Below are 14,418 nucleotides of genomic sequence, written 5' to 3' on the forward strand. Positions count from 1 at the left end.
ATCATCAACATTCAAGGTAAAGTGAGCAATTACGAGAAACTGGATGACTTCATTGAAGGGCTGTCCGTTAAGCAGCGGATTATTGCGTACACAAAAGAAGGGGATCCGATTTATTACGATTTAATACGCAAAAACGATAAGATTGAGCTGCGTTACGATACAACCAAGGATAAGTTTGGAACACCAAAGGTATATACTTATAAGTGTGAAAACCTGCAAAAAGAAGAGACGGATGTCTTGCTGTCCTATACGTTGATAGGATGCGATGGCGAGTCCAAGCAAATGGATGTTTTAAACATTCCATACGATGTAGAAGTGCAGGATGTGTTCGAGTTTGCAATCCAATATGGCGTGAACCAAAAGAATGAAATTGATACTTTTAATCAAAAGCTGATGAAGGATCTACAGAATGGCACGGTTGTAGAGGTAAGTGACTTTCAGTTTACAAAGGAAGAGCGTGCTCTTATATACAAGAAGCTGGTACTTGCTAATTACTTAACGGAGAAGAAGCTGTCAACTGCCTGCAACCAAAAGCCCCATAATAGCTACCATATGAAGGTTCAAATAAATGGAGGCAGCCTTGATTATAATTGGACAGAATGCGATAAAAGCAAGGATGGTCAAGTCATGACGAAAGTGGTTAATGAGATTATTGCGATCGTTCAAACTAAAGAAGAGTATAAGGGTCTTCCAGCCACTAAGGGTGCATACGAGTAAAACAAACGTTCTCAAACAAGTTTTATTACGTATAGAACGGGGAGACTAGCGGGGAGCCATCTATTTGAAAAAAGCCAGTATATTCTGGTACGTGGCGAGTGCAGGTACGGGGCCGTGATTTAAACGGCTACGACCGTAATGATCAGAATTCCATTATACAAGGAGCCTAAACTGGCGTAAGCAGCCGTAGTTTGGGCTTTTTTTTTATAGCCCTTTCGAGTCATAGCGAGTACCGCGCGGATGAGAGAGAATAAGAGAGCGAGTATAGATTCATAGTGAAGGTGAGGGGAACAACCTGGAGGAGATTGAGAAGAAAATTTTGTTTTGGCTGTTTGTAGCATGGGCAACTGCTGTTCTGGCAACAGCAGGTAGTTTATATTTTAGTGAGGTCATGCATTTTGCACCGTGCAGCTTATGCTGGTTTCAGCGTATATTTATGTACCCATTAGCGCTGCTGCTCGGGATTGCTTATGCGAAAGAGGATACAGGAATCATATCATATACGCTACCTCTTGTTGTAATAGGTGGAGGCTTCTCGCTTTATCACACCATCTTGCAAAAGCTTCCGCATGATTCTGCCATTGCAGCTTGTGGTCCGGTGTCCTGCCAGGGTGATTATTTGAATTGGTTTGGATTTATTACGATACCGATGTTGGCGTTAGTTGCATTTTTAATTATTTTAACGGCTCTGCTTCGCATTCGTTCACTGAATAAGCAAAGCTAACGGTTACGATTATTGTTTACGAAAAGTTGGAGCTGAGGGACGAAATGCCAATACATATTGGACCTRCTGTTTGGGACGATCATGTTCGGCTTTACGCTCTCGGCTCTTTGTGTTTTTTATAGAAAGAAAAAGATTTGCTTTTCACATCATTCTCTCATTTTCATTAGATATAATTGCAAATGACTTCGGAATGATTATCATTATCAAAATATAGCAAGACATGATCCGAGGAAATCAGCATCCAAGGAAGGAGGAGGAAGGTTGGACGCTCAGATCCTATACAAGGCCGGAAAGTATCATCGAAAGGATCGATTTAAACCTCGATCACAACGAAGCAAATACATAATACTGGAAATATTGATTCAAAGAGGAAGAATAACGTCAGAAGAACTCGCGGAACTTCTTACGACGAAAGTACAGACCGTAAGCAAAGTGACCCAGAGTCTGACCCTTAGCGGTTTAATAGTGAGGGCAGAAGAGGACGGTCAATGTATGTCCATTACGGATACGGGAATTCGGGTATGGGAGGAGGAAAGACGGGAGAGGCAAAAGAGGTTGGAATGTCACTCGAATCCTGATTTTACCGAAGAGCTTAAGCGGTCAACTGGCGCCATCGTGGGATGATGGTGAGAAAACTCACTGGATTAGCCGGACTTGTCCTTTTTATTATATTTTTACTCCTGAGCTGGCAGTTGTTCGACTTACATCAACTACTTGAACGTTTACACGTAGTAATCGTTCACCCAGGATGGCTGTTCTTCATGTTTGTCATTTATGTTCTATCTTTTGTTCTTAAAGCTGCAGCCTGGCAGGCGTAMACAGGCCGTGAACATGCAATCGGACTGTATCTTCATGGCATTTTTTATAGCTTGCTGTTCAATCACCTGCTGCCAATCAAGGTGGGCGATCTTGTACGCACAGGTATTTTAATGAAGAAGACGCGTATGAGGTGGGATAGTGCTCTACACACAGTTGTGATTATGCGATTGACGGATTTATTCGTACTCGGGATCATATCGGCCTTTGGCATGTTGTGGTTGGGAATGGCTATACCTTGGTTAGCGTTTACGATTATGGCAGCATTGCTAAGTGTTGCAGGAGTGGCCTTAAAATGGTTTCCGATTCAGCGTTGGTCATTTGCAAGCCGACACTGGGAGCAGCTGAGGGCAGTTGTGATGTCACGAAAAGGCCCATATATCCTTGGCCTTGTTGCCGTGAGTTGGATACTAGAGGCGGTAATCTTACTTGGTATAATCCGCATGGGAAACATACAGTTAAGCGCTGCTTCAACGGTTTGGGCGAACAGCGTAACGATCGGGGGCCAGATTTTTCATGTTACTCCAGGTGGAATTGGAACCTATGAGAGTACATTAAGCGGCTCGTTGGCGGTGCTTGGAGTTAGCTGGGAAGAAGCCTATGCCTCCGCTTTGCTTACACATGCTTTTAAATTCGCTGTGGCGTTTATTCTAGGTTCCTATTCGTTGATCCGAATGCCAATTGGTTTGAGCGAAGCAAAGGAATGGATCCAAATATCGCGAAAGCCTTCCATAAAAACGAATCATGCGTGTGAAAGGAAATTGTTATGAAACAAGCTTCACCTTTTGAGATTGTAGCTGCTAGATGTTGGAACCTTCTAAATGAGGGCAAGCCGTTTACACCGATTTTTGCAACATCCGTCTTCTTGCTGTATCGGTCTGATCAATGGCTGGATAGCGATTTCTGGTCAGGTGCCAGCTTAAGTCTGCTGATGATTTTACCTTTGTTCTTTTTATTCTATTACTTTGATTTTCCACTTTTTCTACGGAACTATTTATGGTTGCCGCTTGTAGGCGCGTTACTTTTATGGGATCCCCAAAACCTTTCCCTTTATGCGGCGGCAATAGGTTTGTATTTCTTCTTCACCGTGTTTTTCTGGGGAACATTTTATTACCGAATGCGAATCGGGACGTCATGGTGGAACTTTAGACGCTTCTGGAAGCTAGTGCTAAAGAACAGCGATTCGACAAGTGGTAATGCTCAGGAACAACTACCGAAGCTGCTGCTTCTACTGCTTCTATGGAATCATTTCTACATATTGCTGTTTTCCTCAGGAGATCGCTCTTGGCCCGCTGTGGATGATGTTATATTGTTGGGTATTTTCACAGCTTGCTTAGGTCTATATAGCTGGATTCTGCATGCTAACCTTTTCGATTGGAAGCCCAAAGAGACGACATTATACACAGATGGACCTGATATGACGGGGAAGGCTGTTAATGAAAAGATCATTGTGATTGTTATTGACGGCATGCGTAAGGAGCGCTTCGAGGAAGCTGATGCACCGTTTCTCAAGAAGCTGCGGCTGGAAGGAACAGAGTATACGCAGATGGAGACGGTCTATCCAGCAAGAACGGTCGTTTGTTTCTCTTCCATGTTCACCGGAGCTCATCCTAAAGACCATGGTATTCGTTCCAACATGGTATGGAAGCTGGGAATTCGGGTGGAAAGTATCTTTGATTCTCTGCGGAAGGTAGGAAAAAGAGGTCGTCTGCTTGGTATTGCCCACCTGATTGACTCAATGGGCGACGATGTGGAAAGCGTGACTGCCGTTATGCATAATGACAAAGCTGACCGCAATATCATCGAACGCTCCAAGAAGATAATGGCCGAGCAAAACCCGGATTTATTCGTCGTTCAGATGATTGCCGTTGATCAAACCGGACACAGCATGGGTGTACTGTACGATGAATATTTAGAGAAAATTGCCGAGGCGGATAAGCTGGTTGAGGAGTTTGTGGGTTGGCTAACAGATCGAGGCATGATGAATAATACAACGCTCATCCTTTGCGCCGATCACGGGCAGGCTGACGGTATCGGCGGACATGGACATCTGGATGAAGGAGAACGGTTTGTTCCATTCTTCCTGCATGGTCCTGCCATTCGTCAGGGATGTAGAATCGATGAGAGGCACTCGTTAATTTCCATGGCACCGACACTCGCTTATTTATTGGGTGCTCCTTATCCTAGCGCGAGCCGGGGGCAGGTGTTGACGGATGCGTTCAAGCGCTGATCCTCAACCTCTAGGAAATGGCTTAATGAAAAGAGGAATTCTATCTATGGAATCTATCCATAAAAAAAAGCTCGTCGTATTTATTCCGGCACACAATGAAGAGGATAACATTGCGAGTGTTATAACGCGTGTCCCGAGATTCTTTGCAACTAAGTATGATGTCCAGGTCATCGTTATCGATGATGGCTCAACCGACCGGACAGTAGCGGTGGCAAAGGAGGCAGGAGCGGATTATGTATATTCCTTCGGGAGTAACAGAGGCTTAGGTGCTGCTGTTAGAGAGGGATTGAAGCAATGCTGCCTGCTGGATGCGGATATTGGTTTGATGATTGATGCTGACAACGAATACCCGCCCGAGCAAATTCCAGAGGTTGTTGCTCCAATTATGGATAGAGCGGCAGACTACACGTTCGGTTCACGATTTAAGGGAAGCATTGCAGGGATGAAGCTGCATCGCCGTCTAGGAAATTACTTGTTTACGCTGCTTCAGTCTGTGCTGCTTCGCAAATGGATCTATGACGGCCAATCCGGCATGCGAGGCTTTTCTCGGGAAGCCATGGAGTGCGCGGAAATTATTCACGATTACAACTATGCCCAAGTGCTAACTTTGAATCTACTGAGGAAGGGCTTTCGTCTCCAAGAGGTTCCCATTGCTTACAGGGTGAGAACACAAGGTCAGTCCTTCATTAAATTTCGTCAATATATCACTTCCGTCATACCGGCTATTTATAAGGAAATGAAGCGGCCTGCCCTTCGCGGCTTATACCTTGCCCGAAACAAGCAAGTCCATGAAACATCGGGTCAGCAAGTGTAACGGTAACCGGACTAGGGGGAGGTCAAGGAATTGTGCAGCGACTCGTTCGCTATTTATCGTTAAGCGCTGCTTATATCATCCTTATAGTACTCTTTGTCTATAATTTGCTYTTTGCCAGTCCATTTGTACGCTCTTGGGACGAGGTGGATTTTGTACTCGCAGTGGATCGGTACGACTTGCTCGCGATGCAGCCTCATTTTCCGGGATACCCGTATTTCATTGCGGGAGCAAAGCTGGTTCATGAGTGGGTAACTAACCCGGTCCAATCCTTAATCATTTGGAATGCAGTGCTTGCTTTAAGCTCAGCAGTCCCTATTATTTTATTAGCCAGGCGATACATAGGGCTGGCTCCCGCAATATGGGCAGCGGTAGGCGTTCTATCGGTGCCGTACTTATGGCTAATGGGCTCGCGGCCTATGTCCGAATGTGCTGGCATTGCTGTGCTCTGGTGGTATCTCTGGAGTGTACGATGGGCTGCAGACCGTCCCCAATCCAACTCTCGGCTGGGGGCAGCGTTACTATTGTTTAGCCTTCTAATGGGTATTCGATTATCTTACTTCCCATTTGGCATTGCCTTGGTACTGCTGCTTGTCTACCAATATACGAGTCTTATGGACAGCCGTATTAGGCTTCGAAGATTGATTATGTCGATTGCCGCTGCTGGAGGTGCCCAGCTCATTTGGATTGGTGGACTCATACAGTCTGAGGGTACGCTGTTAGGTTTCTGGAAGCTGTCCATAGCATTCGTTTCTGGACATTTCTCCGAATGGGGAGGCGGGGTTGCAGACTCGAAGGTACCAATGGGTACACGCTTTGTAACGCTAGTCGCCGATCACCTGATTCGCGATGTGTGGTTTAGCCGTTCGACAGCACTTGCTGTACTTTATTTGCTGCTTTTAGCTTTGATGGCTTTGGGCATGTGGAAGCTAAGAGGCAGCATACTGGCTGATCCAGCAGATAGAAAATTCGGAAAATGGCTGTGGGTTTGTCTTGCAGCATATGGAGTATGGGTTTTATTAGGTCAAAACATTGAAAAGCCTCGCCATATTGCACCAATAGCTGGCCAAATGCTTTTGGCGCTTTATGTTACAGCTTTAAAAACAGCGCAATTATTAGGTAGGTCTTCGGACTTCATCCGAGGTTTGCAGTGGAGTAATGCTGCAGCAGCTGCAATCTATCTTTCCTTTGCTGCCGTACTGTTCGTTCAATTTATAGTTGGAGGACAATTGATTAAGCTTCAAGCCCAGCAAAAGCCTGCTGTCTATCAATTGAATGACTTTATGGGAACATTGGAAYATCCGCTTGTTCTATACACATGGGAAGAAACTCGGGTACTCCGCTATTTACAGGCTGGATATGAACATCGAAAAATTTTAACATTTGATTATTTTCAATCACTAGCGAGGACGGGGACCGGACAACGGATATTTTTGACGGATCATGTATGGAGTGGTTTTTTGCAGCAGAATGTCAATGCGGGAGAGCATGTTATCCCCATTGCCCAATTTGTCTCAGAGGATTTATTTGACCCGGTCTACTCTCGGATTACCCTTTACGAATGGATTATACCGGAGGAGCTCCAAAGGGAAAAAGATTAAGACAGAAGGAGAGTGTGCAAGTGTCAAGATGGTTTCGAAGCGGGCTGGTGGTGTTTGCATTATTGTTATTGCTCTCTCCAGCTCAGGTTTTAGCGTACTCCTATGGGGATGCGAATACGGAGGATGTAGCTGAAACTTTTAAGATCATTGTCGGTGCAGTCGGCGGGAATAAGCCAGATTGGAAAGTTGTTGAAGAGGCTCACAAAGTAAGGCGTTCGGAGATCAAATCACATTTTGGTGAAGCAGTTGCGGTTACCCTCGATAAGAACATAGAAGCGAAGGATAGCAAGCTGTTAGTAGCTAATTACAAGGCTGTTCTAGTTATGAATCTGGATAGACGCTTTACGTATGCTCTGAAGGATGTGAGTGACTATGCCGGATCTAAGCTCCTTTTGGCCAAAGCGAAGGCAACCTTTGATACGTTATCTCCATATATGAATGCCGGAACGGACGATATCAATCATGCATTCGATGATGCCTTGGAGGCACTCGGCAATCCCGGTTTGTTTGGGGTAGGGGAGAAGGAGGCCGATCCGGAAACCTTTAAACAAAAGGTCAACTTTATTTACGGGAAAGTGAAGCCGCAGTTTCCTTACAAAGCTTATGTTAAGCCGGCGGCTACAGACTCAAACGAGGAGAAGCCAGTCAAGGAGCCTGCCGCTACTCAGAAGCCTTCACCAAGCAAGGCGCCTATTACTACCGTTAAGCCTTCGTCAAGCGTGAAGCCGAATGCCTCCGATAAGGGCGAAGCAGCTGCTTCACCAACACCAAGCTCGACTCCAAGTCCCGATCCGGAGGCATTGGTATCGGCAAGCCCTGAAGCAGAACCTACGGGAGAGGGGGCAATAACGGAGGAAACAGGGGGTGATACTACAGCATCTGCCGCATCCGGTAACGAAGAAACATCGGAACAAGTATTAGATGAGCCTTTATCCTCTGAGCCAACGATCGCCGTATCTGAACAAGCGGCGCAGGAAGAAGGGCATGCTCCGATGGAGCGAACTGACAAAACGAATTCATTGGTCACGGTATTCGTTATCGTGGGGGTTATTATTGTTGGTGGTGGAGTTATATGGTTTATTCGTAAAAAAGGTTTATTATAAAAAACTTAATTTAGGAGAGATGAAAATGCGTAAATTATTATCTATTGTAGTCAGTCTATCATTAGTTTTTTCTTCCGTCTTTATGTTGGCTTCAGCTGTCAGTGCAGAATCTAAATTCAAAATTACGGAGGATACGGCTATCGCCGCCCAAATAAAAGCCTTCGTGGATATCAAAGCTTTATTCACGGACAAGACGGATCTAAAAGCGGTTAAACAATTTTACGTGGATAAGTTCCAAACGGATGTTAAACGAATTGACGCAACAATCAAGCCTGACGATCCGAAAATCGATGAGAATATTTCTTTCGTGTTAGACAATGCCATTAAAGGCACGCTTCATGTGAATCAAGCTAAGCAAGCAGTAGACAAAGGGCTTCAATGGTACTTCTATTTCAATTTACGTGATTTGATAAGCAATAAGGTCAGACCAGCACTGGCGAAAGAAGATTTCAATACCGCAAAGACAGAATTTTACAAAGTCGTACAAATTTATGAAGGTGTCATTCAGAGTACAGTTACCAAACGTGATGGAACGTACGGGCTTGATATGGTCGGTATTCTGAAAGGAACAATCGAGCAATTGCTGACAGATCTTGAAGAGAAGAATGCTAATGATTTCAACGTGCATCGCCAAGTTTTGGATAAAACAATAATCAAAACATACGCGCTTGCAACATTCACGTATGCAACGAATATCCCTACGAAGCCTGTTGCTGACCAGCCGACTGCCGTTACGGAAGGCTACTTCCTTTACCTTCCTGTATACACCTATTTAAGAGGTGGAAGCGTGGAGGATGCTGACTACGTTTTWAAAGCATTCGCATMAGGGGACGCAAGTAAAGTGGATAAAGACAAGATACAGGCAGCTCTACAGCGAACGATGATTGGTAAAGTATCTGAGTACGTAACGAACGCATTTACGAAATTAGCTGCGGGTGATCTGCAGGGAGCACGCGGTTATGCAATGGAAGGGAATATGTTCTTGTCTACGCAGGAAGTATTCTTTACCAAGGAAGAATATGCGGCAGCCGTAGCGTATGCACAGCAGTTTGCTAAAGCTATCGACATGTCCGATCTTCCAAAAGCAAGAACTGCCTCTTTTAACATGCTGAAGTATCTCGCAGCCAAAGACGGCACTCAAATTACTGTTAATGAGAAAACGTACAAAGTAGACGGGCAGTCCCGCACGGCGGCAAGTGCACCATATATCAATAAGAAGACTTACCGGACACTTGTTCCTGTTCGCCTAATTGCGGATGCGATCAATGCCGAAGTAAGCTACGAGCATAATACGAAGACCGTTACCATTGTTAAAGACGGCAAAAAAACCGAGCTTAAAGTTGGCTCCGATCAAATCGTTCAAGACGGGAAGCTTAACGAAACGATTAAGCTGGACCAGCCGGTCGTAGTGGAGAACGGCAGCTCATTTATTCCACTACGTGCGGTCGCTGAGTTGTTTGGAAAAGGTGTTTTTTACGACAAGAATGAAATCATTATACTCAGATAATCGAAAGTCCATTTTCGGGAGACGCCTACGCATATCGCGCAGGTGTCTTCCGCCATTATATTCAACGTAAAGAATGGAGGTTTAAGAATGAATGTACAGTCCTTTCTAATTACGTTTCGTGAAGCTCTCGAAGCTATTTTGATTGTGGGTGTCATCATGATGTATCTAAAGAGGATCGGTCAGACGCAATGGAACAAATGGGTATGGGTCGGAGTTATCCTCGCGCTGGCAGCGAGCTATGGTATTGCACTGGTGTTTCAAACGGTGTTAACTGGATTCGCAATSATGGGCAGCCAAAATTATTTGAAGATTGGAATTATGCTCGTCTCGTGCGTACTGCTTTCACACATGGTTTTATTCATGAGCCAGCAGAGCCGCAATTTGCAGGGCCAGGTGGAGAATAAAATATCAGCTATTCTTACCGTTGGTGGTGTGATGAATATGATTATCCATTCGTTTCTGGTTGTGGTAAGGGAAGGTGTGGAGACCGTATTTTTCTTCGCCGCGATTACTGGAGGAGATATTCAAAAAGCACTGCAAAGCTGGGGGGCGTTGTTTGGCCTCCTATTAGCTTTCGTTGTGGGCTTTCTCTTTTTTAAAGGTACAAAAAGGATTCAACTTAAAACCTTTTTTCGTATCACCAGTATCTTCCTCATGATGATTGCAGGAGGACTTCTAGTACAAGCTGTTGGGATCATGCAGGATCTTGGAATGATGGGTACGGTATTTAAAACACCTGGCGGCGAGGTTGGTGAGATTTACAACATAACGGCTTTTATGCCAGAGCATCCATTGGACGAAACGCAATATATTCGCGATACCGGCGAACAACCAATGATTAACGGGCAAATCGGAATTTTCTTTAAAGCATTTCTCGGTTATACACAAAACCCGTCCGTAGAAGAATTTGTCCTCTATTGGGCATTTTATCTGATTATCCTCGTTCTGCTTGGCTTGCAGAAAAAGCGATATGAGAATATCAATCGACAGAGCCGTTATAAGGAGTGTGGAAAAATTGAAAATAGGAATAATTGGTTTTGGCCATGTCGGTAAAGCGATGTTTAAACAATTCCCGGATGCGACGGTTTATGATGGGCCATTGGGAATAGGGAACCGGGAGGAGCTTGCCTGCTGCGATGCTGCATTTATTTGCGTACCTACTCCAGAAGGGGCGGATGGAAGCTGTGATACAACTCTTGTGAAAGAGGTTCTGTCTTGGCTGGATGCTTCGGTAATCATTATTCGATCTACCGTTCCTGTAGGTTTTACCGACAGCCAGATTAGAGATACGGGCAAAAGGATCGTCTTTCAGCCCGAATATTATGGAGAAACGGCAGCGCATCCGTTCGCAGAACTCTCAGCGAGAAGCTGGCTGACGCTTGGTGGTGCTGTAGAGGACGTCAATCTTGCTGTAAAAGCTTATCAAAGCGTATGTAATGCAGAGGTTAAGTTTGTATTAACGGAGGCTCGTACTGCTGAGTTAGCGAAATATATGGAAAACTGCTATCTAGCGTTGAAGGTAACTTTTTGCAATGAGTTTTACGATATCGCTCAAGCATTCGATGTTGATTATTCCAGACTGAGGGAAGTATGGCTAGAAGATCCTAGAATAGGAAGAAGTCATACCTTCGTATATGAGGACAATCGTGGCTTTGCTGGCAAGTGTCTTCCTAAGGATTTGAACTCCATTCTCCATCAAGCTGGTGAGAAAGATTTGAATGTAGGATTAATGCACGCCCTGCGGCTGAGGAACGAGCAATTTATTAAAAACAATGATTGATTGCTGTACGGTTTTCGAATAGAATAGTCTAATACATAATAATGATAATCATTTTCATTTAAAGAAAACAAATCCTATATTCATGTTGCAGCCACTATAAAAACATGGAGTTAGCCTTGTGGGGGGAGAAGGCGTAATGAAAAGAGTATTGCTAATTGAAGACGAGAAAAATATGTCGCGATTTATCGAGCTTGAGCTTCAGTACGAGTCTTTCACAGTAACCGTTGCTTCTGAAGGCAACACGGGGCTGCATTTTGCACTGAATGAAGATTGGGATATTATTCTTCTTGATATTATGCTTCCTGGTATGGACGGTCTCGAGATATGCCGGCGGGTTCGTTCACATAAACACACGCCGATTATTATGCTAAGTGCTAGAGATAGCGTATCTGAACGTGTATTCGGGCTGGATTGTGGGGCAGACGATTACTTGCCAAAACCATTTGCCATTGAAGAATTGCTTGCACGGATGAGAGTTGTGTTCCGAAGACAACAAGAGTTGTACAAGGAACATGAGAAGGATCGGCTACCCATCCTCACCTATTCGGATCTGATTTTAGACCCGAATAGGAGAATGGTTAGCCGTGCGGGTTTGCCAATCGAACTGACCAAGCGCGAATATGATCTGCTCCTAGTATTTTTAAGCAATACGAACCGTGTGCTTGATCGTGAGACATTGTTGGATAAAGTATGGGGCTATGAAGTAGCAGTTGATACAAATGTTGTGGATGTGTACGTAAGGTATCTGCGCCGCAAGATCGATAATCCCGGTGAATCCAGCTACATACAAACCTTGAGAGGCATTGGATATGTGATGAGAAAATGAGCTTGAAAAAATGGACGGGCTTCTACTTTCGAATGCCGATTAAGTTCAAGTTGACTTTAGGGTCAACCCTGTTAATTATGGTACTGTTTGTAGGATATAACACACTGCAGTACATTATTATGGAAAAATGGATTATTCATCGTGAGAAAAAGAACGTGCATCAGAGCATGAATGAAATTCTGAACTATTTTCTCGAGCAGGAAGTGGAATTTAAACCAGAGAACCTGACGCACATCAGGCAGTATCTGGATAAAATTAATAGGGATGATCAACGGATCCGCATTATCGGAGCAGATAATGTTCCTATTCTAACGATAACCAATAACGTGCCGAACAATTGGATTGAGCCATATTCAATCTCGCGGCAAGAAGTCGGTATTTACAGTCGGGACGGTTATTCCCAGCTAATCATGAAAAGTCCTATAACCATTTTTAAATTTTCCGGATCAGTCGAAATTGTTAAGAGCCTATCTCAATTTGAGGAAATGACAAAAACAATTTCACAGGTAATGTTTTATTTTGCTCTTGGCGCAGTTGTCTTAAGTTTTTTGGTAGGTTGGTTGCTTACACGAAATTTGCTCAAACCGTTGCAGGCAATGGCTCAGACTATTAGAGACATCAATAGCAAGGGGATGCAGGAAAGAATGCGACCTGCTTTAAATGGAGATGAAATTTCAACTTTAATGATTATGTTCAACGACATGATGGATCAGGTAGAAGATTCGTTCCAGCAGCAAAGCAGATTTGTAGAAGATGCTTCGCACGAGCTTAGGACGCCGGTAGCCATCATTGAAGGGCATTTGTCTCTACTCCGACGATGGGGAAAGGAGGACCCTATTATTTTAGGAGAATCGCTTGATGCCTCTCTTCAGGAGTTTGCACGACTAAAAGGGCTTGTGTTGGAATTACTAGCTTTATCTCGCGCTGAGCAGGACACTCGCGTCTTCGAATCGTTGCTGATGAATCCTGCGGATGCAATAGGAAGCATAATTAATCGTTTCTCTCTGATCCATCCTGATTTCTGTCTGGAAACCGACTTGAAGCGGCTTGATGGTACGAGTTTGATGATTTCCAACGAACATTTGGAGCAAATTTTACTCATTATATTAGATAATGCGATCAAATACTCTCAACAGAATAAAGTCATATGGGTCAAAGGCTACGTGAGTGAGAATCACATCGCTATTGAAATCAGCGATTTTGGGATGGGAATTCCTGCAGAGGATTTACCGTACGTTACGGATAGATTTTATCGTGTAGATAAAGCAAGAAGCCGTGATCAAGGCGGTAATGGATTAGGTCTTGCGATTGCCAAGAGGTTGGTTGATCTCCATCAAGGCACGCTTGCCATCCGTTCCAAGGAGCTTTCCGGTACGACGGTAACTATCAACTTGCCTTGTTAATTTACGAACATAAATCGGGTAAGTTAAATGATTGAGGAGGGAGAATTTTGAAAAAATTGTCGATCGTTTTATTTCTTTCCATTGTCTGTACAGCATGCGGGCTTGGAGGAATCAGCGGGGAACCTCAAAATCATTCCGAGCAAGATGCTAAGACCCAACATGAAGTGAGAGTAACGAGCGCGGAACACGGTGATGTGACTGTATATACGGCAAGGCATTATGAAGCCGATTCCTTATTGTTCGAAGCCTTTACGAAGCGTACCGGTATAAAGGTCAATGAGATCAAAGGCACAGCGGAGGAATTAGTCGCGCGGATAAAGAGGGAGGGAGAGAATTCCGAGGCGGATTTATTCTTTACCGTGGACGGTGGTGTACTAAACTATGCCAAGCGCGAGAACATACTTCAACCTCTCCAATCCGAGGTGATCAACCATCAGGTTCCGGATAAATGGCGTGATCCGGACTATTTCTGGATTGGAGTTGCTACGCGGGCTCGGGTAATCGTGTATGCAAAGGATAGAGTTAAGCCAGAGGAATTGTCGACTTACGAGAGCTTGACCGATAAAAAGTGGAAAGGCAGGGTGCTGGTCAGATCCTACTCCAATCTCTATAACCAGTCATTGCTTGCTTCATTTATTGCAATAAACGGAGAAGATCAAGCAGAAAAGTGGGCTAGTGGAATCGTGAACAACTTCGCGCGTAATCCGGAAGGCGGAGACCGCGATCAGGCCAAGGCCATTGCTGATGGGATAGGTGATGTGGCTATCATGAATACTTATTATGTCGGGCAGCTTGCCGCATCTAAGGATGAGGAGGAAGTTCGAGTAGCGGAAGGCCTTGGTGTCTTTTTCCCCAATCAGGAGACGACAGGGACTCATCTCAACATCAGCGGAATCGGAC

14 protein-coding genes are annotated in these 14,418 nt (G+C 44.5%); all 14 read left to right on the plus strand.

The features are described from left to right. On the plus strand, nt 1-717 hold a 717-nt coding region (locus AC1DWN_RS15625; protein WP_477559822.1), incomplete at its 5' end, for a DUF4362 domain-containing protein. 304 nt (nt 718-1,021) lie between these two features. Beyond that, complete coding sequence (locus tag AC1DWN_RS15630; protein ID WP_477559834.1) at nt 1,022-1,441, plus strand: disulfide oxidoreductase; 420 nt, start codon at nt 1,022-1,024, stop codon at nt 1,439-1,441. A gap of 261 nt (nt 1,442-1,702) precedes the next feature. After that, nucleotides 1,703-2,065, plus strand: a complete 363-nt coding sequence (locus tag AC1DWN_RS15635) for a hypothetical protein (protein ID WP_477559823.1) — start codon at nt 1,703-1,705, stop codon at nt 2,063-2,065. Next, nucleotides 2,062-3,027 (plus strand): lysylphosphatidylglycerol synthase transmembrane domain-containing protein, encoded by a 966-nt coding sequence (locus AC1DWN_RS15640; protein ID WP_477559824.1) that lies wholly within the window; start codon nt 2,062-2,064, stop codon nt 3,025-3,027. The genes AC1DWN_RS15635 and AC1DWN_RS15640 overlap by 4 nt, the downstream gene beginning before the upstream one ends. Continuing rightward, a complete protein-coding gene (locus AC1DWN_RS15645; RefSeq protein ID WP_477559825.1) occupies nt 3,024-4,487 on the plus strand; it encodes an alkaline phosphatase family protein in 1,464 nt (487 codons plus the stop codon). The genes AC1DWN_RS15640 and AC1DWN_RS15645 overlap by 4 nt, the downstream gene beginning before the upstream one ends. A 25-nt stretch (nt 4,488-4,512) precedes the next feature. After that, nucleotides 4,513-5,301, plus strand: coding sequence for a glycosyltransferase family 2 protein (locus tag AC1DWN_RS15650; protein WP_477559826.1), 789 nt, complete (start codon nt 4,513-4,515; stop codon nt 5,299-5,301). Nucleotides 5,302-5,333: 32 nt separating this feature from the next. Then, nucleotides 5,334-6,899 carry a nucleoporin-interacting protein gene (locus tag AC1DWN_RS15655; protein WP_477559827.1) on the plus strand — a complete coding sequence of 522 codons (1,566 nt, stop codon included), beginning with the start codon at nt 5,334-5,336 and terminating at the stop codon, nt 6,897-6,899. 20 nt (nt 6,900-6,919) lie between these two features. Beyond that, complete coding sequence (locus AC1DWN_RS15660; protein ID WP_477559828.1) at nt 6,920-8,002, plus strand: hypothetical protein; 1,083 nt, start codon at nt 6,920-6,922, stop codon at nt 8,000-8,002. A gap of 25 nt (nt 8,003-8,027) precedes the next feature. After that, entirely contained in the window at nt 8,028-9,509 is a 1,482-nt protein-coding gene (locus AC1DWN_RS15665) for a stalk domain-containing protein (protein ID WP_477559829.1), read from the plus strand. An 87-nt stretch (nt 9,510-9,596) separates the two neighbouring features. Further along, entirely contained in the window at nt 9,597-10,562 is a 966-nt protein-coding gene (locus AC1DWN_RS15670; protein ID WP_477559830.1) for an FTR1 family iron permease, read from the plus strand. Then, nucleotides 10,525-11,289: a Rossmann-fold NAD(P)-binding domain-containing protein gene (locus tag AC1DWN_RS15675; RefSeq protein ID WP_477559831.1), complete on the plus strand. Its 765-nt coding sequence runs from the start codon at nt 10,525-10,527 to the stop codon at nt 11,287-11,289. The genes AC1DWN_RS15670 and AC1DWN_RS15675 overlap by 38 nt, the downstream gene beginning before the upstream one ends. Before the next feature lie 136 nt (nt 11,290-11,425). Beyond that, nucleotides 11,426-12,115: a response regulator transcription factor gene (locus AC1DWN_RS15680; RefSeq protein ID WP_477559832.1), complete on the plus strand. Its 690-nt coding sequence runs from the start codon at nt 11,426-11,428 to the stop codon at nt 12,113-12,115. Between the two features lie 2 nt (nt 12,116-12,117). Continuing rightward, entirely contained in the window at nt 12,118-13,518 is a 1,401-nt protein-coding gene (locus AC1DWN_RS15685) for a HAMP domain-containing sensor histidine kinase (protein ID WP_477559833.1), read from the plus strand. A 44-nt stretch (nt 13,519-13,562) separates the two neighbouring features. Next, a partial coding sequence (locus tag AC1DWN_RS15690; RefSeq protein ID WP_477559835.1) for an extracellular solute-binding protein occupies nt 13,563-14,418 on the plus strand: 856 nt, incomplete at its 3' end.

Source organism: Paenibacillus sp. P4_A7 (genome assembly GCF_056402455.1).

What these genes read in the sequence shown, in the direction of transcription:
- AC1DWN_RS15645 (WP_477559825.1), top strand. Translation starts at nt 3,024, where the DNA reads ATGAAACAAGCTTCACCTTTTGAGATTGTAGCTGCTAGATGTTGGAAC.
- AC1DWN_RS15650 (WP_477559826.1), top strand. Translation starts at nt 4,513, where the DNA reads ATGAAAAGAGGAATTCTATCTATGGAATCTATCCATAAAAAAAAGCTC.
- AC1DWN_RS15680 (WP_477559832.1), top strand. Translation starts at nt 11,426, where the DNA reads ATGAAAAGAGTATTGCTAATTGAAGACGAGAAAAATATGTCGCGATTT.